This is a genomic window from Acidithiobacillus sp. M4-SHS-6, from assembly GCF_047421495.1.
GTDB lineage: Bacteria > Pseudomonadota > Gammaproteobacteria > Acidithiobacillales > Acidithiobacillaceae > Acidithiobacillus.
In genome coordinates, this window is sequence record NZ_CP175559.1 from 390263 (window position 1) to 413254 (window position 22992).

Here is a 22992-nt window from a genome sequence, read left to right on the forward strand (position 1 = left end):
GATCGACTCGCCTATGTCGAAGCCCCCTCTGCAAGGGAAAATTTCCGGATTGCAGGGTAGGGAACTGGCCGATACCCTGCTCATCGAGGCGGGCCATATTTGTGGTTTCAACACGATGGGTGGGGTCATGCGCTCGGACCCCTGGTATCAACTGTAGGGAGCCAGCCAAAAACCGCAGTCCTCAAGGGCTGCGGTATCATGAGTTGATCACTGCAGAATGGTCAATTTTTCGACAGGGTAATGACCACATAGATGCTGGCTTTGCCCTGACGGACCAACAGGGGGATGGGTTGGTCGGCAGGTAGTCCGGCGACGATGTGGGCCAACTCGCCGACGTTGCGGACATCCTGCTGGTTGATCTGCTGAATGATCATGCCGGGCATGAGTCCAGCTTCTGCGGCGGGGCCTTCACTGACTCCCACCACCACGACACCGTGGTGCACATCCAGCTGCTTTTCAATGCGCGGGTTCAGATCCTGAACATGAATACCCATGCGCTGGATTTTCAGGGTCTTGACCGGAGCGGAGGGTTGTGCTGCGCTGCTGCTTTGTTCATCCATGTTTTTGGGCAGGGCGGTGACCAGCACGTTTTTGGTTTTCGCCACCCCATGACGGAGGATTCCCACCTCGGCATGGGTACCCGGCACCGTGTTGCCCACCATGGGCGGCAGTTGCCCCACGTTGTACACCGGCTTGCCGTTGTAGGTGACGATGACGTCACCGGGCCGGATACCGGCCTTGGCCGCCGGACTGTTGGGCATGACGGAAGCCACCAGCGCGCCGACGGGTTCCTGAAGATGCAGGGCCTGGGCCATTTGCGGCGTCACATCCTGCACTTCCACACCCAGATACCCGAACTGAATGGGCTTGTGGTCCTTGAAATCCTGGACCACGCGCATGACGGTATTGATGGGGATGGAGAATGACAGTCCCATGTAGCCGCCGCTGTTGGTATAAATCTGGTCGTTGATGCCGATCACCTGGCCTTTCATGTTGAACAGCGGCCCGCCGGAATTGCCGGGATTGATGGGCACATCACTCTGGATGAAAGGAATATATTCATCATCGGGCAGCGGCCGGTTCATGGCGCTGACCACCCCCTGGGTGACGGTATTGTAAAAGCCAAAGGGCGCGCCCACCGCCAGCAGCCACTGGCCGACTTTCAGATTGTCAGAATTCCCGATGGGCGCTGTAGGGAGGTTCTGGGCATCAATTTTGAGCAAGGCCGTATCATAACGCACGGAAAGACCGATCAGTTTGGCCGGATAGGCATGGTGATTGGTCAGGGTGACGACAATGTGATTGGCGCCACGGACCACATGCCCCGCCGTGACGATATAGCCATCGGGACTGATGATGAAACCCGAGCCCAGGGACTGGATTCTTTCGTGTTGCTCATGGCCGGGGCCTCCCTGTCCGGGAGGGCCGAAATGCTGAAAGAAGCGATAGAAAGGCGAGTCGGGCGGAAACGGATTGGCTTGCTGGTGGATGACCTTGTTGGTGGTGCTGCTGATATTCACCACCGCCGGGCCATAGCGATCAATGATGGGGGTGAAATCCGGGAGAGCCACCAGAGCCTGCTGCGGCGCCGTATTGGTGTGGATGGATAAGGCGGGGGCGGTAGCATCCGCCTGCGCCCATTCCGTGGTACCGAGGGTGAAACCAAAGCACGCGGCAACGACAGCGGTGATGAGCAGTTTCGGGCGTTTCAACAGGGTTTGGGGGCGACTATTCGCCATAGGACTCTCCTCAGAGTTTTGATTCTCTTGGACATTGAAATAAAGGCATTGGTTCCTGCATGAAAGTAACCATAGCACTTAATACAAGGCGCGAGACAGTTTGGTGCGATATTGTTCCACCAACGCCCCCTGATTGCCGTGCAGGGCAAAAATCTTCAGGATGGTTTTGCGGGCGAGGCCATCCTCGTAATTTTTATGGCGCTCCACCATTTCGATCAGTTGATCCAATGCGCTGGTTTCCTGTCCCTGCAAGAGCAGGACCAGCGCGCGTTGATACATGGCCAGGGCGCGGGCGTCGCCTTTTTCCTGGGCAATGGTCGTTTCCAGTGCGCTCATGGATGGGGCTTTGCGGGCTTCCGCGGTAAACTCCAGCAGCGCCTTCAGGCCCTCCACCTCCGTTTCCATCTGAAACAGGGGCGACATGGCATCAATCTGTGCCTGGGCCTCGGCGTGTCGGCCCTGCTGTATGGCCAGATGGGCCAGCGCCAGACGCGCCTGATCATTCTGGGGATTTTTCTGGAGTGCTTCTTCCAGCAAGGCCCGGGCTTCTGCGGTTTTGCCCTGGGCCATGGCATTCATGGCCGCAGCGCGCAGATCATCGCCGGGTTTGGGCAGATGCTTTTCCAGAAACTGACGAATGGCGGATTCGGGAAGGGCCCCGGTAAACTCATCCACGACTTTACCATTTTTGAAGGCCTTGACCGCCGGAATGCCGCGCACCTGATATTCTCTGGATAAGTCGGGGTTTTCATCGGAATTGATTTTGGCCAGTACAAAAGCACCCTGCATTTCCTCGGCCAGTTTTTCGAGAATCGGCCCGAGAGCGCGACAGGGGCCACACCAAGGCGCCCAGAAATCCACGAGGACCAGCGCCTTATGGGAAAGCGCAATGACAGCCTCCTGAAAATTACCGGAGTGGACTTCAATGATGTGTTCACTATGGGCCATATAATGCTCCTGCAAGATCAACGATGTTCAAGATTAAATAAGGATAGGGGCGGATGCTTTCAAGTTTGGCTGATTGGGTAAGACTTAATGCAAACCAGCCTTGGCGAGTTCATCCAGCACCCCTTGAAGCAGGCTGCGCCCCAATGGGCCCATGCCTTTTTCCAGCTTGCGGCGATCGTCGAGTCCCCTGGACAAGGGACCAAGAGCCGCTCCGACGCGTGCCATATCACCGCCCGCCTTTTGCATCTGGCTGGCCATCTGCCCGAGCCAGGCCACGGCCTGGGGGTCGCCCCGACGGGCGGCGAGGATGACACTGGCCAGTCCCGGGGCTGCCATGCCTGGGTCCGCCTGACCTGTTGGCTGGGGCAGGGTTTCGGGATTTTGCAGGCCCATGAGAATGGATTCGACGATTACGCTGTCTTCCTCATCCAGTCCTTGCAACAGGCCTAACTCGCGTCTGCCGCCCAGAATCTGCTGGAGCACCGCCACCAGATCGCCCCAGCCATTGGCAGCGGCGACGCGTAGATGATCTTCAACCGGAGCGCGTAACTGGGTGTTCTGGCAGGCCGCCACGACTTGCAGAATGAGGGCGGCATGGGCGCTACGGATTTGTTCACGACGTTCGGGGAGAGCGGACATATTCACGGCTCCAAGTCAGGTTTACCGGTATATTATGCAATTTATCGGGCTAAATGTCGCGCCAGGTAGCGACCGGTGTAGGAGGCCGGATTGCCGGCGACTTCATCCGGGCTGCCCGTGGCAATAATTTGTCCGCCGCCAGATCCTCCCTCCGGACCCAGGTCGATAATCCAGTCGGCAGTCTTGATGACATCGAGATTGTGTTCGATGACCACAATGGTATTCCCGGCATCGGCCAGTTTCTGCAAGACTACCAGGAGCAGGGCAATGTCATGGAAATGCAGACCGGTGGTCGGTTCATCGAGAATATACAGGGTGCGTCCGGTATCGCGTCGGGATAACTCCCGGGAGAGCTTCACCCGCTGGGCTTCTCCCCCGGAGAGGGTGGTGGCGGACTGGCCGAGGCGCAGGTAGCCCAGCCCCACATCCAGCAAGGTCTGCAATTTGCGGGCAATGGCCGGGACCGCCGCAAAAAACTCGCGGGCATCTTCCACGGTCATTTCCAGGATCTCGTGAATGTTCTTGCCCTTGTAATGCACATCCAGGGTTTCCCGCTTGTAGCGTTTACCGGCACAGACGTCGCAAGGCACATAAATGTCCGGCAGAAAGTGCATTTCCACCCGGATGACGCCATCGCCTTCGCAGGCCTCGCAGCGGCCACCTTTGACGTTGAAACTGAAGCGACCGGGATTGTAGCCTCTGGCCCGCGCTTCACTGGTGGCCGCGAACAGCTCACGAATCGGGGTGAACAGTCCGGTATAGGTGGCCGGATTGCTGCGCGGCGTGCGACCGATGGGACTCTGATCAATGGCAATCACCTTGTCCAGCGCCTCCATGCCCAGCAGTTGCTGATGGGGAGCCGGGCTCTGGGTGCTGCCCATCAGCGCCCGCGCGCAGGCCGGATACAGGGTATCGTTGATGAGGGTGGATTTGCCCGAACCGCTGACTCCGGTGATGCAGGTAAACAAGCCGATGGGAATCCGGGCGTGGACCGCCTTTAAATTATTGCCCGTGGCGCCGATGACTTCCAGCCAGCGTTGCTGGTCGTGGCGCCGCCGTTCGGGAATGGCAATGCACAGATCGCCGGTCAGGTAGCGGCCGGTGAGGGAATCGGGATTGGCGCGGATGTCCTCGGGAGTGCCTTGGGCGATCACCGCACCGCCATGGGTGCCGGCACCGGGACCCATATCCACCACATGATCCGCTGCGCAAATGGCATCTTCGTCGTGTTCCACGACAATGACCGTATTGCCGAGGTCGCGCAGATGTTTCAGGGTGCCGATCAGGCGGTCATTATCGCGCTGGTGCAGTCCAATGGATGGTTCATCCAGCACATACATGACCCCCACCAGACCGGCGCCGATCTGGGAGGCCAGGCGAATACGCTGGGCTTCTCCGCCCGAGAGAGTTTCTGCCGAACGATCCAGGCTCAGGTAGGCCAGCCCCACATCCACCAGAAATTTCAGGCGGCTGCTGATTTCCTTCAGGATTCTTTCGGCGATGACGGCTTCCTGACCCTCCAGATGGAGTTGCTCAAAATGCTGTAATGACGCATGAATGGGCAGGGCCGAGACTTCCTGAATGGTCAGCGGCCCGACCTTGACCATGCGTGCTTCTTCGCGCAGGCGACTGCCCTGGCAAGTAGGGCAACGCAGGCGGCCCATGTAGCGCATGATTTCTTCCCGGGCCAGATTGGACTGGGATTCGCGCAGGCGGCGTTCCAGTCCGGGGATGACCCCCTCGAAATGCATCTGATGACTCCGTGTACCTTGCTGCACCGTAATACGCTCATCAGAGCCGTGCAAGATCTGTTCACGGATCTCAAAAGGAAGATCTTCCCAGGGAGTTTCCAGAGAAAAGTGAAAATGGTCCGCCAGAGCCTTCAGGAGCGGGGCATAGTGTTCCTTGTGGCGCTTGGTCCAGGCGGCAATGGCCCCGCCACTCAGACTGAGTCGCGGGTCAGGCACTATCAGGTCGGGATCGAAAAAAGTGATTTCCCCCAGGCCATCGCAACGCGGGCAAGCCCCCGCCGGGTTGTTGAAGGAAAACAGTCGAGGCTCCAGCGCCGGAAAGGAGCGCCCACAACTGGGGCAGGCATGATGCGCCGAAAACAGCCGTTCTTCCTGAAGTTGTGGACCCATCAACACCGCAATGGCCTGATCATCGGCCAGGCTGAGGGCAGTCTCCAGGGACTCGGCCAGGCGTGCTCCGCTGTCAGGGCGTAGCACCAGACGATCAATAACCGCCTCGATTCGGTGTTTACGTTTTTTGTCCAGGTTGGGGATTTCATCCAGTTCGAGCATCTCGCCATCCACCCGGGCGCGAATCAGGCCTCGGGCACGCAGCGCACTGATCACCTCTTCATGGCTGCCTTTCCGGTCACGCACCAAGGGGGCAAGAATCATCAGTTTCTCGCCTTCTGGCAGGGCCAGTAACTGATCCACCATCTGGCTGATGGTCTGACTCTGGATGGGCGCCCCGCAGCACCAGGGTGTGCCGGTACGCGCATAGAGCAGGCGCAGGTAATCATGAATTTCGGTCACGGTCCCGACGGTCGAGCGGGGATTATGGGAAGTGGATTTTTGCTCGATGGAAATGGCGGGAGACAGGCCTTCGATGGCATCCACATCGGGCTTGCCCATCAGGGACAGGAACTGCCGGGCATACGCCGAAAGGCTTTCCACATAGCGGCGCTGGCCTTCGGCGTAGAGGGTGTCAAAAGCCAGGGAAGACTTGCCTGAACCCGACAAGCCGGTGATGACAATGAGGCGATCCCGGGGCAGGGTCAAAGAGATGTTTTTGAGGTTATGGGTGCGTGCGCCCCGGATATGGATGTGTTCCATCTAGCCACAGCCTTTTTTTGCCTTAAGAATGAGATTTTCTGAGAATGGGTTAGTATAGAGCTTTCGGGGACATCCGTCCCCTGTACACAAGGAGATCTGACAATGGCGGGAGTGAACAAGGTCATATTACTAGGACATCTGGGCCGGGACCCGGAGATGCGTTATCAGCCCAGCGGGGCGGCTATAGCCAATTTCAGCATTGCCACCTCCGAAACCTTCAAGGATCGGGATGGCAACAAGCAGGAGCGCACTGAATGGCATCGGATAGTGCTGTTTGGCCGCACTGCGGAAATTGCCGGAGAATATTTGCGCAAGGGCAGCTTGGCCTATGTGGAAGGGCGCCTGCAGACCCGCAAATGGACGGACAAGGACGGCCAGGAGCGCTACACCACGGAAATCATCGGCGACCGCCTGCAACTGGTGGGATCACGCAGCGGCGGTGGAGCGGCCAGCTTTGATGAAGAAGATCATGGCGGTGGACGCTCCTCTGCGGCTCCCGCGCCTGCCGGTGCAGGACGCAAGCAGGATGCTCCCCCGCCCATGGAAGATTTTGATGATGATATTCCCTTTTGAGTGGACCATTCATCGACCTACACCAGCGCGGCTTCCCGCGATTTCGGGCCATGCCCCGTTGATACCGCGCAGCGGGTGCCGCAGCAGCACTCTGACGGTTCCTTGCGCAAAAGGCCCACTGCTGCCAGCTTTTGTCGGCTGGCAGCTCAGAGTGTTCTTCAGTCCGGATATTACGGTTGAAGCTTTGTCGGATTCCGGGTTTTTTTGATGAAGCTGTAAACCGGACAATAGCCAAAAACACCTGACGCAATCAGGAGCAAACCGGAAAAGGTCCATTCACGATAGGGGAAAGGATTGACGAAATAAACCAGAAAAATAATGGCGCCGAAGTAAATCCGCAGCCAGCGCTCGGTGCTATTCATGTTTTTGGTGATTTTCATGGTGTTGCCGTCCTTGAATAAGAGGGCTAGGTATGAATATTAGGCCGCTTTCGTCGGCATCGCAAGAGGACATTTCTGCGGGTTCGGCAGTTTCTCCGATCTTGGGCTACACTTCACACTATGAAGTGGGTGAGTTTGTTGGCCTGGGCGTGGCGAGAAGGTTACTGATGAAATGTTCAGGGAGATTGAGGAATGACAACAGATTTGCATGCATTGCACCAAGAGGTTGGCCAGAGTATCTGGCTGGACAATTTATCCAGGACTCTGATTCGCGATGGTATTCTTAAGAATTATATCGTCAGGGATGGCGTTAGTGGGGTCACATCCAATCCCAGCATTTTCCAGAAGGCCATCCACTCCAGCCCCTATTATCGGGATGATCTGCGGAGATCGGCAGAATCTGCCGAGCGCCTGTATGAGCAACTGGTGTTACAGGATTTGCGCATGGCCTGTGATCTTCTCCAGTCCGCCCATCAGGCCAGTGCTGGCGATGACGGCTGGGTGAGTTGGGAAGAGTCTCCACGTCTGGCCAAGGATGAAGCGGCCACGGTCGCCGAGGCCCGGCGTCTGCGGGGATTGGTGCAGCGCGACAACCTGCTTATCAAGGTGCCAGCCACCGCCCAGGGGATTGCCGCACTGAGCACCCTGATTGGTGAAGGTGTTTCTGTCAATGTCACCCTGATGTTTGGCCTGGAACATGTGCGCCAAGTTTTTGTTGCCTATCAGCAGGGGCTGGCCCACTGGATAAAACAGGGAGGAGATCCACGCAAGGTCAAGGCGGTTGCCAGCCTGTTTCTGTCCCGGGTGGATACTCTGGTTGATCAGCAGCTTGAAAAAATAGCCACGGCCGAAGCACTGGCTTTACGCGGGCGGGCGGCAGTGGCCCTGGCCAAGGTCGCTTACAGCTTGTATCAGGAAACTTTCCATGGGGAAGGCTTTGCGGAATTGGCCAAGGCCGGCGGGCGCCCGCAGTATCTGCTCTGGGCCAGTACCAGCACCAAAAATCCCGCCTACCCGGATCTGCTCTATGTAGAACCGTTGATGGGGCCGGAAACCATCAATACCCTGCCGGATGAGACTCTGAACAAATTACGTGATCATGGGCAGATCGCGAATCGTCTCACTGAAGATATGGATGCAGCACAGGCCACCATGACCCAGCTCGGATCGCTGGGTATTGACATGGACAAGGTCGCAGCGCAGTTACAGGAGGAAGGACTCGCCGCTTTCGCCAAAAGCTTTGAGGAAATGCTGTCAGAGGTGGGCAAGGCCATGGCCGGATGATTATTCCGGCTAAAGTGTTAGCAAAATCAGCTAAAAACCGACGGTATTGAATCCAGCATCCACGTAGGTGATTTCGCCGGTAATGCCTGAAGCCAGATCGGAGCAAAGGAATGCCGCGGTATTGCCGACTTCTTCCTGGGTAACATTCCGATGCAGTGGAGCGTGCTCGGCATAGTGATCGAGAATTTTGCGGAACTCGCTGATCCCGCTGGCGGCCAAGGTACGAATGGGGCCTGCGGAAATGGCATTGACGCGGATGCCATCACGCCCCAGGGAATAAGCCAGATAACGAATGCTGGCTTCCAGGCTGGCCTTGGCCAGACCCATGACGTTGTAATTGGCCATGGCCCGCTCGGCGCCGAGGTAGCTGAGCGCCAGCAGGGCTCCCTGCCGACCCTGCATCAAGGGATGCATGGCCTTGGCCATGGCGGTGAAGCTGTAGGAAGACACTTCATGAGCAATGCGAAAGCCTTCACGGGTGGTGACGTCCAGGTAGCTCCCGCTGAGCTCTTCCTTGGGCGCAAATGCAGCACCATGAATGCCGATGTCGACGCCACCCCAGAGCGACCGGATGCTGTCCATGGCGGCCTGCAACTGCTGATCATCCATCAGGTCCAGTTCCAGAGGTTCTGGAGCACCGATCTGCCTGGCCAGCTCTTCCACCCGACTTTTGGTGCGCTCACCCTGGTAGGTCAGCAATACTTCGGCTCCCTGGCGATGCATGGCCTGGGCGATTCCCCAGCAAATGGAACGATCGTTGGCCACACCCACGATGAGCGCTTTCTTCCCTGCCATGAAACCCATAATAGAAACCCCTTGCGTAATACTTAGCGTGTGTAGATGGTGAGACGAGAGCCTGGTTGAATGTCGCTGGCGGAGGCCAGACGATTCCATTGAATCAGGGACTTGGGCTGGACATGATACTGCTGGGCAATCTGCCAGAGGGTGTCGCCCTTGCGCACGATGTAGGTGGTGGCGTGCGGCTGAGTGGCGGCGCGTTCCTGACGGGCACTGATGGCAGCCACGGCGGTTTCCGCAGGGATATTCAGCACTTGACCCGGATGAATGATCGATCGCTCCGTCAGATGATTTGCCTGGGCAATGGCACTCACGCCGACACCGGCTCTTTGCGCAATCTGCCAGAGGCTTTCGCCGGGACGAACGGTCAATTGGCGATGACTGCGGGCCGCCATATAAACGGGGACCGCCTGACCGCCATAAATCATCAGTTTTTGGCCGACCTGAAGATCACTGGCTGAACGGAGGTGGTTCCAGCGCATGAGATCCTGAACACTGACACCAACACGCTGCGCCAGCCCCGAAAGGGTATCTCCGGAATGGACGATGAGTTGCTGCTGAGCGGGCTGGCGGTAAGTCGCGTTTTCCAGGCGGTGTCCCCCATAAATCACCAGTTGCTGACCTACTTGCAGGTCGCGGGCGGAGCGCAAATGGTTCCACTGCTGGATCTGAGCAACGCTGACCCCAGCGCGCATGGCAATTTGTGACAGCGTATTTCCTGGATGTACGGTCAAACGGCTGAGCGTAGGGGGCGGTGGTGCAAGGTGGTGGACCACCGGGGTTGCCAGAACCGCCGCTTGTGCCGTGGGCAACGTCTGGGCCGCTGCCTCCTGGGGCAGGGTCAGTAATGCGGTTTTCAAGGTGGCCGCCTTATCCTTGGGAACCACCAACTGATAGTCTGCCGGCACCACCCCATAACTGATGCCCGCATTGAGATGCTGCAACTCGGTCACCGGAACATTCATCAGATTGGCGGCCACATTCAGGGCGATGGATCGGGGCGTGGTGACTACCGCGATATGGGCTGTATTGGGAATATGGGGGAGGTTGACGTGGTAAGCCTGGGCATTTTTGATGACCTGGGCGAGGCCCAGCAACTCTGCTACATAATTTTCGGTTTGCTCGGGAAGATTCAGATCCCAGAAATCGGTGGGTTTCCCTGCGGCCACATTTTGCTGGATAGCCGCCGAAACCGTGCCCTGCCCGGCATTATAGGCAGCAATGGCCAGCAGCCAGTTGCCGCCAAAGTAATTGTAAAGATAAGACAAATAATCCAGGGCTGCATTGGTGGAGGCCGTCAGGCTCAGGCGCGGATCACCGTAACGGGTATTCTGCAGGCCAAAACTGCGTGCGGTTCCGGGTACAAATTGCCAGAGTCCGGCGGCGGCGGCGGGAGAATAGGCTTTGGGGTTGTAGCCACTTTCGATGGCCGGTAACAGGGCCAGTTCCATGGGCAGGCCACGCTGGGAAATGGCATTGACCACGTAATACAGGAAGGGACGCGCGTTGCTCAGGATTTGTTCCAGCTTGCCCTGATGCTGCAAAAACCAGGTGCGCCATTTATCCACTTCAATCCGGGAGACGTCACTGAGGCGCAAGCCATGGTCAATGTTCGTCCAGACGTTACCTGCCCCACTCTGGTCACCAAATGTTCCTGCCGCTTCAAATTGCTGCAGCGTCGCGGCGAGACTGTCGCCAGAGGAGTCCGGATTGCTGGTGGCACCTGTGGTAACCGGGTTTGAATTCTGTAAGTCACTTTGTGGCAGGCCTATGATTTGGCTATTCGCCCAAGCCATAGGAATGCTCCCTAGCGCCACTACAGTGGCGATAGCGATAGCTCGCTTGTTCATGTTGCTCCTTCCAGGGCGGGTGCAATCCCCAACCGGGAATCCCGCAGATGTTACCCATCACAGATATCATTATAAACAGCAGATTGGTATAGGCTTTGCTTACTGTCCTAGGGATATTAAGCAAAACTCACAGTCCGAGTCAAACGACTTTTCTCCGGGAGTCTTGACGAAGGGCCATGTCTCGTTATCCGAGCTGAAGGATACCGGATGCAGGGCTGGCCTGTTATGATTTGATCTCGCTTATTGCCGCAGGTGGATTGCCCATGTCTGTTCGTACCCGTTTCGCACCCAGTCCCACCGGTTATTTACATATTGGTGGGGTGCGTACAGCCCTTTATTCGTGGTTACATGCCCGCCGACTGGGCGGGCGCTTTGTGTTGCGTATTGAAGATACGGATCTGGAGCGCTCCACGCCCGCAGCAACGGCGGCCATTCTGGAGGGCATGGCCTGGTTGGGACTGGACTGGGACGAGGGGCCTTTTTATCAGACCCAGCGCATGGATCGTTACCGCGAGGTGTTGGCGCAGATGCTGAAGGAGGGGAGCGCCTACTACTGTTATTGCAGTCGGGAAGAAGTGGATGCCATGCGTGAAGAGCAGCGCGCTCGGGGCGAAAAACCGCGTTATGACGGACGTTGCCGGACGCGGAGCAGCGCTCGCGAGGGGGTGGCCCCGGTGATTCGCTTTCGCAGTCCGGATACGGGGGAAACGGTGGTCGACGATCTGATTCATGGTCGGGTCATTTTCCAGAACAGCGAGCTGGATGATTTGATCATTGCCCGTTCCGACGGGACGCCCACCTACAATTTTTGCGTGGTGGTGGACGACTGGGATATGGGTATCACCCATGTCATTCGCGGCGATGACCATCTGAATAATACGCCGAGACAAATACAGATCTTGCAGGCTTTGGGCGCCGAGTTGCCGGTCTATGCCCATGTGCCCATGATTCTCGGGCCGGACAAACAGAAACTGTCCAAGCGTCACGGTGCGGTCAGCGTGCTGGAATATCGGGAACAGGGTTTTCTCCCGGATGCCTTGCTCAATTTCCTGATTCGTCTGGGCTGGTCCCATGGCGACCAGGAAATCTTCAGCCGCGAAGAAATGATCACCTTTTTCCGGATTGATGCGGTCAACAAGGCCGCTTCGGCATTCAATCCGGAAAAATTACTGTGGATCAATGCACAACACATGCAACGTCTGAGCCCTGGGGGATTGGCGCAGCATCTGCGGCCTTATCTGGATGCCCAGGGCGTTACGGAGGCGCTCCTCGCCCGAGGGCCGGAACTGCCAGCGGTAGTTGCCTTATTGCAGGAACGGACCAAGACTCTGGTGGAAATGGCCCATGCGGCCAATCTGTTTTATGTGGCCCCAGTATCCGGTGACAGCAAGGATGTAGAAAAACATCTGCAGGGACAGGCGGCCCTGCTGGACAGCCTGCGCACTCATCTGGAAGCCTTGCCGGTCTGGTCTGCTGCCGCCATTCACAGCGCCATCCAGGAGTTGGCGGTCGGTCATGCCGAAGGAAAAATGGGGAAAATCGCCCAACCACTGCGGGTGGCCATAGCAGGACGGGCGGTTTCTCCGCCGATTGATACGACCCTGGCCCTTTTGGGCAAGGACGAAACCCTGGCCCGCTTGCGCCAGGCCATGACCTGGACGCAGTCAGCTCCCTGATTTGCAAGTCCGAAAAAAGTTGCCGTTTGGGGAGATAAAGGTATTGCTCATGCTTGGCGTTGACCATTTCATTTGCGATGATGTTACAAAGCGCAGTTCCCGACCGCAACTTCCAGATCAGGAGATCAGCTCATGGCTATGAACGTCACCCAGAAAATTATTGCCACCCACCTGGTGAGTGGCTCCCTCAAGGCGGGTAGTCCGATAGCCATTCGCATTGATCAGACCCTCACCCAGGATGCTACCGGGACCATGGCGTATCTGCAGTTTGAAGCCCTGGGCCTGCCTCGGGTGCGTACGGAACTGTCGGTCTCCTACGTGGATCACAACATGCTGCAGTCCGGCTTTGAAAACGCCGACGATCACCGTTTCTTGCAGAGCTTTGCCGCCAAATACGGCGTACATTTCAGCCGTCCGGGAAATGGCATTTGTCATCAGGTCCACCTGGAACGTTTCTCGAAGCCGGGGGGTACCTTGCTGGGTTCGGATTCCCACACCCCTACATCTGGTGGCGCGGGTATGCTGGCCATTGGCGCGGGCGGGCTGGATATTGCCCTGGCCATGGGCGGCTTGCCTTTCAACCTGAATATGCCCGAAGTGGTGGGCGTCAAGCTGACCGGAAAATTACAGCCCTTTGTCAGTGCCAAGGACATCATTCTCGAAGTGTTGCGCCGGAAAACCGTGAAAGGCGGGGTGGGCAAGGTATTTGAATACTTTGGCCCGGGGGTCGTCCATCTGAGCGTGCCCGAGCGCGCCACCATTACCAATATGGGCGCGGAATTGGGGGCAACCACCAGTGTTTTCCCCAGTGATGCCGTGACCCAAAGCTACCTGATGGCTCAGGGTCGTGGGACGACCTGGTCCGAATGGGTGGCTGATGCCGATGCGACTTACGACGAGGTCCTGGAAATTGATCTGGATACCCTGGAACCCCTGATTGCCTGTCCCCACAGCCCCGATAATGTCAAAAAGGTGCGGGAAGTGGCGGGAACCAAAGTAGCCCAGGTAGCCATCGGGTCCTGCACCAATTCTTCCTATACCGATCTGATGACCGTGGCGCAGATGCTCAAGGGCAAGGTGATTGCCGAAGGGGTCAGCCTGGGGGTGTCTCCGGGTTCCCGTCAGGTCATGGAAATGGTCACCAAGGACGGCGGATTGCTGGACTTCATCAGTGCCGGGGCGCGTATTCTCGAATCGGCCTGTGGTCCTTGCATCGGCATGGGTTTTGCGCCGCCGACCCAGGGGGTCTCCGTCCGTTCCTTCAACCGTAATTTTTACGGGCGTTCCGGCACCAAAAATGCCGAAGTCTATCTGGCCAGTCCGGAAACCTGCGCGGCCTGCGCCCTGACCGGCGAAATCACCGACCCTCGTGACCTGGGCCTGGCGCCCATTCATGTGCCCCTCCCCGGACAGTTTCTGGTGGACGATCGCATGGTGCTGGCCCCGCCTCCCGAAGGCAGCGAGGTGGAAATCATCCGTGGCCCGAATATTGCCAAATTGCCGACCGGCAAGGCGGCCCCTGCGCGCCTGGAAGGCGAGGTGCTGATTCGCCTCGAAGACGACATCACCACCGATCACATCATGCCGGCGGGTGCCAAGGTGCTCCCCCTGCGTTCCAACCTGCCCGCCATTTCCGAGTTTGTTTTCCATATGGTGGATGAAACTTTCCCGAGCCGCGCCAAGGCTTCCGGCGGTGGTTTCATTGTGGCCGGCCATAATTACGGTCAGGGGTCCAGCCGTGAACATGCCGCCCTGGCCCCCCGCTACCTGGGAGTGCGGGGGGTGCTGGTGCAGTCTTTTGCCCGGATTCATCTGGCCAATCTCATCAATTTCGGGATTTTGCCCCTGACTTTTGTTCACGCCGAAGATTACGCCAAGGTCCAGGCAGGTGATCAGCTCAGCCTCGAGCTGACCGGACTGGCCCTGGGAAAATCCCTGATGCTTCGCGACGATACTCAGGGTCTGGATATTGAAGTCCTGCCGCAACTGGCCAGTGACCGGGATCTGGAACTGATTTTGAAAGGCGGCGCCTTGTCCTGGGCGAGTGAACAACTGGAGCAGGTATCATGACGACGCATATTCAGAAACCGTCAACAGGAAGCCCCCTGACCGTAAGGGACGGGGTATTGCAGGTGCCGGATCAGCCCATCATTCCCTTCATTGAAGGGGATGGTATTGGTTGCGATGTCACCCCGGCCATGCGCAGTGTCGTCGACGCGGCCGTGCAAAAAGTTTATGGAGGACAACGGCAGATTGCCTGGATGGAGTTGTTTGCCGGTCAAAAAGCCGTGCAGATTTACGGAGAGGGACAGTATCTGCCCGATGAAAGCATGGCTGCCATCCGGGCATACAAGGTGGCTATCAAGGGGCCTTTGGAAACCCCGGTGGGTGGGGGCATTCGCAGTTTGAATGTCGCCCTCCGGCAGGATCTGGATCTGTACGTCTGTTTGCGGCCGGTGCGCTATTTTGCGGGAACGCCCAGCCCCATGCGCCATCCCGAAAAAGTCGACATGGTCATTTTCCGGGAAAACTCCGAGGATATTTACGCGGGTATCGAATGGCCAGCCGGTAGCCCCGAAGCCGCAAAGGTGATCCGTTTTCTCCAGGAAGAAATGGGCGTCAAAAAAATCCGCTTTCCCGACAGTTCGGCCATCGGTATCAAGCCAGTGTCCCAGGAAGGTTCGGAGCGCCTGATCCGCCGGGCCATACAGTACGCCCTGGAACAGGGCAAGCCCTCGGTCAGTCTGGTGCACAAAGGGAATATCATGAAGTTCACCGAAGGGGGGTTCCGTGACTGGGGCTATGCCCTGGCGGAAAGGGAATTTGCCGGACGGGTATTTACCTGGAAGCAGAAGGCCGCCATCAGCAAGGCCGAAGGCAAGGCGGCAGCGCAACAGGCGGAAGCCCTGGCAATGGCCGACGGGAAGCTCATCATCAAGGATGTGATTGCCGATAATTTTCTGCAGCAGATCCTGCTGCGTCCCGAAGATTACTCGGTAGTGGCTACTCTGAATCTCAATGGTGACTATGTTTCCGATGCCCTGGCCGCTGAGGTGGGTGGAATCGGCATGGCGCCGGGCGCGAATCTTTCCGATACCCATGCCATTTTTGAGGCCACCCACGGTACCGCCCCGGATATTGCTGGGCTGGGCAAGGCCAACCCCAGCTCCCTGATTTTGTCGGCGGTCATGCTGCTGGAACATCTGGGCTGGAAGGAAGCCGCCCAAGCCATCGTCGAGGCCATGAAGGGCGCCATAGCCGCTGGTGAAGTGACCGGCGATCTGGCTGCCTTGCGCGGAGATGTGCCGGCATTGTCGACCACTGAATTTACGGCAGCACTGATCCAGCGTTTTTAGAGGAATCTACATGAATCTGCATGAGTATCAGGCCAAGCGGCTGTTGGCCGAAGAAGGAATTCCGGTCCCCCATGGCATTCCCGCGTTCTCCGTGAAGGAGGCCGTGAATCAGGCTCGCGAACTGGGTGGTCCGGCCTGGGTGGTAAAAGCCCAGGTCCATGCCGGTGGCCGGGGCAAGGCTGGTGGTGTCAGAGTCGTCCACAGTATTGCCGCAGTGGAAAAAGCTGCCCAGGAGTTACTTGGCAAGCGACTGGTTACCGCCCAGACCGGTCCCCAGGGGCAGCATGTGGCGGCTTTGCTGATTGAGGAACCCAGCAGTATCGCCCGGGAACTCTATCTGGCGCTGTTGGTGGATCGTGGGCAGGCCCGGATCACCTTTCTCGCCACCCAGGAAGGGGGGATGGATATCGAGGAATTGGCCACCACGCGCCCAGAGGCCTTGGTAAAGCTGGTGGCAGACCCGCGCAGCGGTTTTCTGCCCTTCCAGGCCCGGCAACTGGGATTTCAGTTTGGCCTGGATGCGGGGCAGGTGCAGCAACTGACCCGGATCATGCAGGGGATGTATCGTCTTGCCCAGAAACTGGATGCCCTGATGGTGGAAATCAATCCCTTGGTAGTCACCAGTGATGGCCGCCTTCTGGCTCTGGATGCCAAACTGGTCATGGATGACAATGCCTTGTACCGGCACCCGGAATCCGACGAACTGTTTGATTCCACCCAGCAGGATGGGCGGGAAATCACCGCCAGGCAGTTTGGGCTCAATTATATTTCCCTGGACGGCAATATCGGTTGCATGGTGAATGGCGCCGGATTGGCCATGGCGACCATGGACATGATCAAACTGCATGGCGGTGAGCCTGCCAATTTCCTGGATGTGGGCGGTGGTGCGGCGGCCGACAAGGTAACCCAGGCTTTCAAGCTGATTTTATCCGATACGCGGGTGAAGGCGATCCTGGTGAATATTTTTGGCGGGATTACCCGCTGTGATTTGCTGGCGGAAGGCATTATTCAGGCGGCCGCCGAGGTGGGCATTCATCTGCCGGTGGTGGTGCGTCTGGAGGGTACCCGCAAGGAGGAAGGGATGGCTTTGTTGAAGGAGAGCGGCCTTTCATTGATAACGGCCGATGGACTGACCGATGCTGCTGTGAAGGCAGTGGCGGCTGCTCAGGGCTAAGGTGTCCATCAATATTCTCTGGTTGCAGCGCTTGTGGCCGGTTTTGCGCAATTCCGGGCCATTGATTACCCGTCTGGCCGACGCCTACGTCAAGCGTGGCGCCGACCGGAAATCGGCCGAGCGCATGGCGGAAATGGCCGTTCTTCTGGACCAGATTCTCGACGAGCGTCTGAAAACCGTGGCCCAGGTGGATGACCTGGAAAATCTCCGGCAAGACTTCGCGGCCCTGCGGACAGACCTGAATCAGGTTCACCCCAGGCTGCGGCGCCATCCATACCTACTGCTTCTGCTACTGGGTGAAGCAGTGATTATTCTGCTGTTGATTCTGATTTGGGTGCATATATGAGCATATTGCTGTCTCGCGATACCCCCATTATTTGCCAGGGTTTCACCGGCAAACAGGGCACTTTTCACTCCCAACAGGCCATGACTTATGGTTCACGGATGGTCGGTGGAGTGACTCCCGGAAAAGGCGGCCGTCGCCATCTGGGCCTGCCGGTGTTCGATACGGTGGCCGATGCTGTCCGGGAAACGGGTGCCGAGGCCAGCGTGATTTATGTGCCTTCGCCCTTTGCCGCAGATGCCATCATCGAGGCGGCGGCTGCCGGTATCGAGCTGATTGTCTGCATTACCGAGGGGATTCCGGTGCATGACATGCTCATGGTCAAACACTATCTGGCGGGCTCTGCCGTGCGCCTGATCGGTCCCAACTGTCCGGGCATCATTACACCGGGACAGTCGAAAATCGGGATCATGCCCGGCTCCATTCACCGCCGCGGCAAGGTCGGCATTGTGTCCCGCTCCGGGACTCTGACCTATGAAGCCGTGGAGCAGACCACCCGTCTGGGTCTGGGACAGAGTACCTGTGTGGGCATCGGCGGGGATCCCCTGATTGGCATGAGTTTTGTTGAAGTGCTGGCCCTTTTTGAAGCTGACCCGCAAACCGAACTGATTATCATGGTCGGGGAAATCGGTGGTCGCATGGAGGAAGAAGCGGCCCAATTCATCCAGTCCCATGTGCGTAAACCGGTGGTCGCCTTTATTGCCGGATCGACGGCGCCCAAGGGCAAGCGTATGGGGCACGCCGGGGCTATTATAGACGGCAATGCGGGGACGGCCGCTGCCAAATATGCGGTTCTGGAAGCCGCCGGTGTGCATTGTGTGCATTCTCCGGCGGAGCTGGGTACGCGGGCTGCGGCCTTGCTGGAGGGCTGATGCGTATTGCTCTCGCGCAGTGTAATGTCTGGGTCGGTGATGTAGACCGCAATGTGGCGCTGATCCTGGCGGCAGCGCAGGAGGCCAAGGCGGCTGGCGCCGATTTGCTGGTGACCCCGGAGCTGGCCTTATGCGGTTATCCTCCCGAAGATTTGCTCTTGCGTGAGGATTTTCTGCAGACTTGCGATGAGGCTCTGCAATTACTGGCGCTTCAGACACCTTTGCCCATGCTGCTGGGGCATCCCCAGCGGATCGACACCCAGCTTTACAACAGCGCCAGTTTGTTGCGGGATGGGCAGGTCGAGGCGGTTTATCACAAGCACTGTCTGCCCAATTACGCGGTTTTTGATGAGTTGCGTTATTTTACGCCGGGTACGCAACCCCTGACTTTTGCTTGTGCGGGCATTTCCTGCGGAGTGGCGATTTGTGAGGATGTCTGGTGCGGGCCGGCAGTGGCCCAGGCCGCACTCGAGCAAGGCGCGGAATTGCTGCTGGTGCTCAATGCTTCCCCCTACCATCGGCACAAGCAGGGGGAGCGGGAGTCCCGCCTTGCCGCTTTGGCGACCCAGACGCAGTTGCCCATCTGCTATGTGAATCTGGTGGGTGGTCAGGATGAGCTGGTTTTTGACGGACGTTCTTTTGTGCTGGACGCTTCGGGTAGACTGGTGACCCGGGGAGCACTTTGCCGATCGGCTCTCCTGCTGACGGTTTTTGAGCGAAGCTCCCAGGGCTTGCAGGTGAAAAGTGACGCGCCTCCCGCCGAATGGGGGGATATGGTGGCTGAGGTCTATGCCGTGCTGACCTTGGGAATCCGCGATTATGTCCGTAAAAATCATTTTCCCGGTGTGGTGCTGGGTCTTTCGGGAGGGGTCGATTCGGCCTTGACCCTGGCTATTGCCGTAGATGCCTTAGGTCCGGAGCAGGTCCATGCCCTGATCATGCCCTCCCGCTACACCGCCGCCATGAGTGTGGAAGATGCGGTTGCCGAGGCGGAAAGTCTGGGCGTTTCCCATGATCTGCTGTCCATCGAACCGGTTTTCCAGGCCTATCTGCAAACACTTTCTCCCCTGTTTGCCGGGCGCGCGCCGGATACTACCGAAGAAAACCTGCAGGCACGGGTACGTGCCGGATTATTGATGGCTTATTCCAACAAGTTTGGCCATTTGCTGGTCACGACCGGCAACAAAAGTGAAATTGCCGTGGGTTATGCTACCTTGTATGGCGATATGGCAGGTGGATTCGCCATCATCAAGGATATTCCCAAGACCCTGGTGTATCGGCTGGCCCGTTATCGTAATGCCCTGTCTGAAGTCATTCCCGAGCGGGTGCTGAGTCGGGCACCATCGGCGGAGTTGGCCCCGGGTCAGCGCGATCAGGATAGTCTGCCGGACTATGGGGTGCTGGATGCCATCATTGCCGCCTATGTAGAAGAGGATCGCTCTGCCGAAGATCTCATCGCTGCCGGCTATGCCGCCGACACGGTCCGGCGGGTATTGCGCTTGATTGATCGTGCCGAATATAAGAGAAGGCAAGCTGCTCCCGGTGTCCGTATCAGTCCCCGCGCATTCGGGAAAGATCGGCGCTATCCTATCACCAACGGCTACGCTTCCTGGGGTGGCCACCATAAGCTGAACGAGGTACAACACCATGAAGAAAATTGAGGCGATCATCAAGCCCTTCAAGCTGGATGATGTGCGCGAGGCTTTGCAGGAAATCGGCCTGGCGGGAATGACGGTGACGGAAGTGAAAGGCTTCGGGCGACAAAAGGGCCATACTGAACTGTATCGGGGTGCGGAATATGTGGTGGACTTCCTGCCCAAGCTCAAGCTGGAAGTCGTGGTGGAAGACGAGATGGCGGATCGCGCCATTGAAGCCATCGAACAGTCTGCGCGCACCGGCAAAATTGGCGATGGCAAGATTTTTGTGTGTGCCGTGGAAAGGGTGATTCGCATCCGGACCGGCGAAGAAGGCCCCGAAGCCGTCTGATTCAGGGCAGCGGGGTGCAGTCATTTGCGCCCGGCAACTGCACCATTCCTGTTCAATCGGTTTTGCCGAGATCCCTCAGATATTTGCTTTGGGGGTAGTTGTATGCCAATACCTTGCGCACGGTTTCTGCCTGATTCCGCAGGTTGAGGTGGCGATAGGCCCGGACCAGATAATACAAGGCTTCTTGCCGTGCAGGGCTGAGCTGGAAGCGCGTCACGACGGTGTTGCAGCGATTGGCCGCCGCGACGTAGGCGTGTCGCGCATAATAGAACTTGCAGATATCCAGGTTGCGTTTGCCGAGAATATCGATGATTTTTGCCATGCGTAGACGGGCATCCACTGCATAGGGACTGTTCGGCCAGCGCTTGGCCAGGGTTTTGAGCGTATTAAAGGCTTCTTCTGCCGGTTTGGGGTTCCATTCGGCACCCTGGATGTCCTGATAATAGGCAATACCTTTCAGATACCAGGCATAATCCACATGGGGATTGGCCGGGTGCAGTTTGATGAAGCGCTCGGCGGCAGCCGCGGCCGCCTCGGAATCCCCGCTCTTGTAGTAGCTGTAAGCCGTATCCAGTTGCGCTTGTTCGGCATAGGGGCCATAAGGATAGCGGGTTTCCAGATCTTCGTAGTAACGAATGGCCGAACTGTAATCGCCCCTTTCCATGGCTTGTTTGGCCGGCTGGTACATGGCTGCCGCTGATTCATGATTCAGCGCAGCCGGATCGTCTTTGTGGGGGGTGCTGGCACAACCGGCCAGAAGGGCGGTGCAACAGAACGAAATAAGTAAGCGTTTGCGCATGAAGGACAATAGTCTATAGTGGCGAGCCATGAACGAGGATACTACGGGACTTCCCATGATTTTGCCAGTGGATCAAGCCGGTGAACGACTGGATGCGGTGTTGACGGCCCTGCTTCCGGAAGTGAGCCGCAGCCGGATCCAGACCCTGCTGAAAGAGGGGCATATTCGGGTGAATGGCGCGCCAGAAAAACCCAGCCTGCGTATTCGGGGGGGGGAGGCCGTGGACATCGACTGGCCGGAAAGTGAAGCCAGTGTCTGGATGGCCCAGGATATTCCCTTGCACATCCTCCATGAGGATGCGCAGATTTTGGTGCTGCACAAACCCGCCGGGCAGTTGACCCATCCCGGTGCGGGACATGCGGACGGCACGTTGGTGAACGGCGTACTGGCGCATCTGCCGGAGAATGCCTATCTCCCCCGTGCGGGTATTGTCCATCGTCTGGACAAGGACACCACCGGGCTGCTGGTGGTTGCCAAAACTGAAATGGCACGGCAGTCCCTCATTGATCAGTTGGGTGACCACAGCATGCATCGCGAATATCTGGCTTTGGTAAACGGCCCGATGACCGGCGGCGGGCGAGTGGATGAGCCCATTGGTCGCCATGCCCATGATCGTTTGCGGATGACGGTCCGGGCAGATGGTCGTCCCGCCCAGACGGATTTTCGTCTGGTCGAACGCTTTCCCCGCCACAGTTATTTACGTCTGCGTCTGGCAACCGGGCGCACCCATCAGATCCGCGTACACCTGGCGCATATTGGTCATCCCCTGGTCGGCGATCCCATATACGGGGGGCGGATGACCGTACCCCAGGGGCTGGATGCAGAGGGTCTGGCCTATTGGCAGCAGTTTCGTCGTCAGGCTCTGCATGCCTGGCGGCTGAAGCTGTATCATCCGGAAACAGAAGAGCTCATGAGCTGGGAAAGCCCGCTTCCCGAAGACATGGAAAAACTGCTGGATGTGTTGCGGCAGGTCCGCCGTGCCCGCTGATTCCGGGGCCATCCGGATACCCGATTGGCCTCTGCCCAAAGGGGTACGCAGTGCCTTTACCCTGCGCCATGGTGGATACAGCAGCGGCCCTTATGACTCGTTCAACCTGGGCGACCATGTGGGTGATGATCCCGAGGCGGTGGCGAAAAACCGGCAGCATCTCGGCGAATTGCTGAACTTACCAGGGGAGCCGCAGTGGTTGCGGCAGGTGCATGGTACGGAGATCTTGCAGATTCCCACGGATTCGCCTGTCTGTTCTGACGCTGCGGCCGATGGAGCCGTGACTCACGTTGCCGGGCCGGTGCTGGCGGTGCTGACGGCTGACTGCCTGCCGGTACTGGCCTGCAGTCGTGATGGCCGGCATCTGGGTGCTTTCCATGCGGGTTGGCGGGGACTGCTGGCCGGGATTCTGGAAAAAGGCGTGGCCGCTCTAGGGGTGCCCGGCAAGGAAGTTCTGATATACTTGGGACCAGCCATTGGCCCCGAGGCTTTTGCAGTGGGTCCGGAGCTGCGGGCCGCTTTTCTGGCGGAGGACCCCACGGCTGCCAGCGCCTTTCGCCAGGGCCAGGGGGATCGCTGGTGGGCCGACATTTACCAACTGGCCAGGCAGCGTCTGCAGCGTGTTGCGGTCACGGCCATTTATGGTGGGGACCGGTGTACTTTCAGTGATGGCGATTTTTTTTCGTACCGGCGGGATGGTGTGACTGGACGAATGGCATCTTTGCTCTGGAGGGAATGAGTCAT

General features: G+C 58.0%; 21 protein-coding genes. 13 read left to right on the forward strand and 8 right to left on the reverse strand.

The window, feature by feature from the left end:
• The first annotated feature begins 13 nt into the window (after nucleotides 1-13).
• Nucleotides 14-157: a hypothetical protein gene (locus tag ACJU26_RS01920; RefSeq protein WP_414040877.1), complete on the forward strand. Its 144-nt coding sequence runs from the start codon at nucleotides 14-16 to the stop codon at nucleotides 155-157.
• Nucleotides 158-221: 64 nt separating this feature from the next.
• On the opposite strand, the gene ACJU26_RS01925 is transcribed toward ACJU26_RS01920, so the two are convergent.
• The 4 genes from ACJU26_RS01925 to uvrA form a co-directional block, all read right to left on the reverse strand.
• On the reverse strand, nucleotides 222-1739 hold the full coding sequence (locus tag ACJU26_RS01925) for a Do family serine endopeptidase (protein WP_414040878.1): 1518 nt from the start codon (nucleotides 1737-1739) through the stop codon (nucleotides 222-224).
• A 78-nt stretch (nucleotides 1740-1817) separates the two neighbouring features.
• The gene (gene trxA, locus ACJU26_RS01930; RefSeq protein ID WP_414040879.1) at nucleotides 1818-2687 is read right to left on the reverse strand and encodes a thioredoxin; all 870 of its coding nucleotides are present in this window, start codon (nucleotides 2685-2687) and stop codon (nucleotides 1818-1820) included.
• Between the two features lie 84 nt (nucleotides 2688-2771).
• Nucleotides 2772-3326, reverse strand: a complete 555-nt coding sequence (locus ACJU26_RS01935) for a hypothetical protein (protein ID WP_414040880.1) — start codon at nucleotides 3324-3326, stop codon at nucleotides 2772-2774.
• 41 nt (nucleotides 3327-3367) lie between these two features.
• A complete protein-coding gene (gene uvrA / locus ACJU26_RS01940) occupies nucleotides 3368-6169 on the reverse strand; it encodes an excinuclease ABC subunit UvrA (protein ID WP_414040881.1) in 2802 nt (933 codons plus the stop codon).
• Nucleotides 6170-6271: 102 nt separating this feature from the next.
• Between uvrA and ssb the strand changes: the two genes are divergently transcribed.
• Nucleotides 6272-6742 (forward strand): single-stranded DNA-binding protein, encoded by a 471-nt coding sequence (ssb, locus tag ACJU26_RS01945; RefSeq protein WP_414040882.1) that lies wholly within the window; start codon nucleotides 6272-6274, stop codon nucleotides 6740-6742.
• A 170-nt stretch (nucleotides 6743-6912) separates the two neighbouring features.
• Here the strand turns inward: ssb and ACJU26_RS01950 are convergent, their stop codons facing one another.
• The gene (locus tag ACJU26_RS01950) at nucleotides 6913-7122 is read right to left on the reverse strand and encodes a DUF2892 domain-containing protein (RefSeq protein ID WP_414040883.1); all 210 of its coding nucleotides are present in this window, start codon (nucleotides 7120-7122) and stop codon (nucleotides 6913-6915) included.
• 192 nt (nucleotides 7123-7314) lie between these two features.
• Here ACJU26_RS01950 and tal point away from each other — a divergent pair, with 192 nt between their 5' ends.
• A complete protein-coding gene (gene tal / locus ACJU26_RS01955; RefSeq protein WP_414040884.1) occupies nucleotides 7315-8406 on the forward strand; it encodes a transaldolase in 1092 nt (363 codons plus the stop codon).
• A 30-nt stretch (nucleotides 8407-8436) separates the two neighbouring features.
• Here the strand turns inward: tal and ACJU26_RS01960 are convergent, their stop codons facing one another.
• Both ACJU26_RS01960 and ACJU26_RS01965 read right to left on the reverse strand, forming a co-directional pair.
• Nucleotides 8437-9210, reverse strand: a complete 774-nt coding sequence (locus tag ACJU26_RS01960) for an enoyl-ACP reductase (protein WP_414040885.1) — start codon at nucleotides 9208-9210, stop codon at nucleotides 8437-8439.
• Between the two features lie 23 nt (nucleotides 9211-9233).
• Complete coding sequence (locus tag ACJU26_RS01965) at nucleotides 9234-11054, reverse strand: LysM peptidoglycan-binding domain-containing protein (RefSeq protein ID WP_414040886.1); 1821 nt, start codon at nucleotides 11052-11054, stop codon at nucleotides 9234-9236.
• Nucleotides 11055-11317: 263 nt separating this feature from the next.
• Here ACJU26_RS01965 and gltX point away from each other — a divergent pair, with 263 nt between their 5' ends.
• The 8 genes from gltX to ACJU26_RS02005 all read left to right on the forward strand — a co-directional run bounded on the left by gltX (nucleotide 11318) and on the right by ACJU26_RS02005 (nucleotide 20461).
• Nucleotides 11318-12730, forward strand: coding sequence for a glutamate--tRNA ligase (gltX, locus tag ACJU26_RS01970; protein WP_414040887.1), 1413 nt, complete (start codon nucleotides 11318-11320; stop codon nucleotides 12728-12730).
• Nucleotides 12731-12862: 132 nt separating this feature from the next.
• The gene (locus tag ACJU26_RS01975; RefSeq protein ID WP_414040888.1) at nucleotides 12863-14800 is read left to right on the forward strand and encodes an aconitate hydratase; all 1938 of its coding nucleotides are present in this window, start codon (nucleotides 12863-12865) and stop codon (nucleotides 14798-14800) included.
• Complete coding sequence (gene icd, locus ACJU26_RS01980; RefSeq protein ID WP_414040889.1) at nucleotides 14797-16086, forward strand: NADP-dependent isocitrate dehydrogenase; 1290 nt, start codon at nucleotides 14797-14799, stop codon at nucleotides 16084-16086. The genes ACJU26_RS01975 and icd overlap by 4 nt, the downstream gene beginning before the upstream one ends.
• A gap of 10 nt (nucleotides 16087-16096) precedes the next feature.
• Nucleotides 16097-17260, forward strand: coding sequence for an ADP-forming succinate--CoA ligase subunit beta (gene sucC, locus ACJU26_RS01985; protein WP_414040890.1), 1164 nt, complete (start codon nucleotides 16097-16099; stop codon nucleotides 17258-17260).
• 1 nt (nucleotide 17261) lies between these two features.
• Nucleotides 17262-17606, forward strand: coding sequence for a hypothetical protein (locus ACJU26_RS01990; RefSeq protein WP_414040891.1), 345 nt, complete (start codon nucleotides 17262-17264; stop codon nucleotides 17604-17606).
• Nucleotides 17603-18475 (forward strand): succinate--CoA ligase subunit alpha, encoded by an 873-nt coding sequence (gene sucD, locus ACJU26_RS01995; RefSeq protein ID WP_414040892.1) that lies wholly within the window; start codon nucleotides 17603-17605, stop codon nucleotides 18473-18475. Before ACJU26_RS01990 ends, sucD begins: the two co-directional genes overlap by 4 nt.
• Entirely contained in the window at nucleotides 18475-20136 is a 1662-nt protein-coding gene (locus ACJU26_RS02000) for an NAD+ synthase (protein ID WP_414040893.1), read from the forward strand. The genes sucD and ACJU26_RS02000 overlap by 1 nt, the downstream gene beginning before the upstream one ends.
• A complete protein-coding gene (locus tag ACJU26_RS02005; RefSeq protein ID WP_414040894.1) occupies nucleotides 20123-20461 on the forward strand; it encodes a P-II family nitrogen regulator in 339 nt (112 codons plus the stop codon). The genes ACJU26_RS02000 and ACJU26_RS02005 overlap by 14 nt, the downstream gene beginning before the upstream one ends.
• A 52-nt stretch (nucleotides 20462-20513) precedes the next feature.
• Here ACJU26_RS02005 and ACJU26_RS02010 read toward each other — a convergent pair whose 3' ends face one another.
• Complete coding sequence (locus ACJU26_RS02010) at nucleotides 20514-21260, reverse strand: outer membrane protein assembly factor BamD (RefSeq protein WP_414040895.1); 747 nt, start codon at nucleotides 21258-21260, stop codon at nucleotides 20514-20516.
• A gap of 28 nt (nucleotides 21261-21288) precedes the next feature.
• Between ACJU26_RS02010 and rluD the strand changes: the two genes are divergently transcribed.
• Together rluD and pgeF are read left to right on the forward strand one after the other, a co-directional pair.
• The gene (gene rluD, locus ACJU26_RS02015; RefSeq protein ID WP_414040896.1) at nucleotides 21289-22248 is read left to right on the forward strand and encodes a 23S rRNA pseudouridine(1911/1915/1917) synthase RluD; all 960 of its coding nucleotides are present in this window, start codon (nucleotides 21289-21291) and stop codon (nucleotides 22246-22248) included.
• Nucleotides 22238-22987 carry a peptidoglycan editing factor PgeF gene (gene pgeF, locus ACJU26_RS02020; RefSeq protein WP_414040897.1) on the forward strand — a complete coding sequence of 250 codons (750 nt, stop codon included), beginning with the start codon at nucleotides 22238-22240 and terminating at the stop codon, nucleotides 22985-22987. The genes rluD and pgeF overlap by 11 nt, the downstream gene beginning before the upstream one ends.
• Nucleotides 22988-22992: the final 5 nt, after the last annotated feature.

Coding starts and splice junctions, on each gene's coding strand:
- ACJU26_RS01920 (WP_414040877.1), top strand. CDS start 14: ATGTCGAAGCCCCCTCTGCAAGGGAAAATTTCCGGATTGCAGGGTAGG.
- ACJU26_RS01925 (WP_414040878.1), bottom strand. CDS start 1,739: ATGGCGAATAGTCGCCCCCAAACCCTGTTGAAACGCCCGAAACTGCTC.
- trxA (WP_414040879.1), bottom strand. CDS start 2,687: ATGGCCCATAGTGAACACATCATTGAAGTCCACTCCGGTAATTTTCAG.
- ACJU26_RS01935 (WP_414040880.1), bottom strand. CDS start 3,326: ATGTCCGCTCTCCCCGAACGTCGTGAACAAATCCGTAGCGCCCATGCC.
- uvrA (WP_414040881.1), bottom strand. CDS start 6,169: ATGGAACACATCCATATCCGGGGCGCACGCACCCATAACCTCAAAAAC.
- ssb (WP_414040882.1), top strand. CDS start 6,272: ATGGCGGGAGTGAACAAGGTCATATTACTAGGACATCTGGGCCGGGAC.
- ACJU26_RS01950 (WP_414040883.1), bottom strand. CDS start 7,122: ATGAAAATCACCAAAAACATGAATAGCACCGAGCGCTGGCTGCGGATT.
- tal (WP_414040884.1), top strand. CDS start 7,315: ATGACAACAGATTTGCATGCATTGCACCAAGAGGTTGGCCAGAGTATC.
- ACJU26_RS01960 (WP_414040885.1), bottom strand. CDS start 9,210: ATGGGTTTCATGGCAGGGAAGAAAGCGCTCATCGTGGGTGTGGCCAAC.
- ACJU26_RS01965 (WP_414040886.1), bottom strand. CDS start 11,054: ATGAACAAGCGAGCTATCGCTATCGCCACTGTAGTGGCGCTAGGGAGC.
- gltX (WP_414040887.1), top strand. CDS start 11,318: ATGTCTGTTCGTACCCGTTTCGCACCCAGTCCCACCGGTTATTTACAT.
- ACJU26_RS01975 (WP_414040888.1), top strand. CDS start 12,863: ATGGCTATGAACGTCACCCAGAAAATTATTGCCACCCACCTGGTGAGT.
- icd (WP_414040889.1), top strand. CDS start 14,797: ATGACGACGCATATTCAGAAACCGTCAACAGGAAGCCCCCTGACCGTA.
- sucC (WP_414040890.1), top strand. CDS start 16,097: ATGAATCTGCATGAGTATCAGGCCAAGCGGCTGTTGGCCGAAGAAGGA.
- sucD (WP_414040892.1), top strand. CDS start 17,603: ATGAGCATATTGCTGTCTCGCGATACCCCCATTATTTGCCAGGGTTTC.
- ACJU26_RS02000 (WP_414040893.1), top strand. CDS start 18,475: ATGCGTATTGCTCTCGCGCAGTGTAATGTCTGGGTCGGTGATGTAGAC.
- ACJU26_RS02005 (WP_414040894.1), top strand. CDS start 20,123: ATGAAGAAAATTGAGGCGATCATCAAGCCCTTCAAGCTGGATGATGTG.
- ACJU26_RS02010 (WP_414040895.1), bottom strand. CDS start 21,260: ATGCGCAAACGCTTACTTATTTCGTTCTGTTGCACCGCCCTTCTGGCC.
- rluD (WP_414040896.1), top strand. CDS start 21,289: ATGAACGAGGATACTACGGGACTTCCCATGATTTTGCCAGTGGATCAA.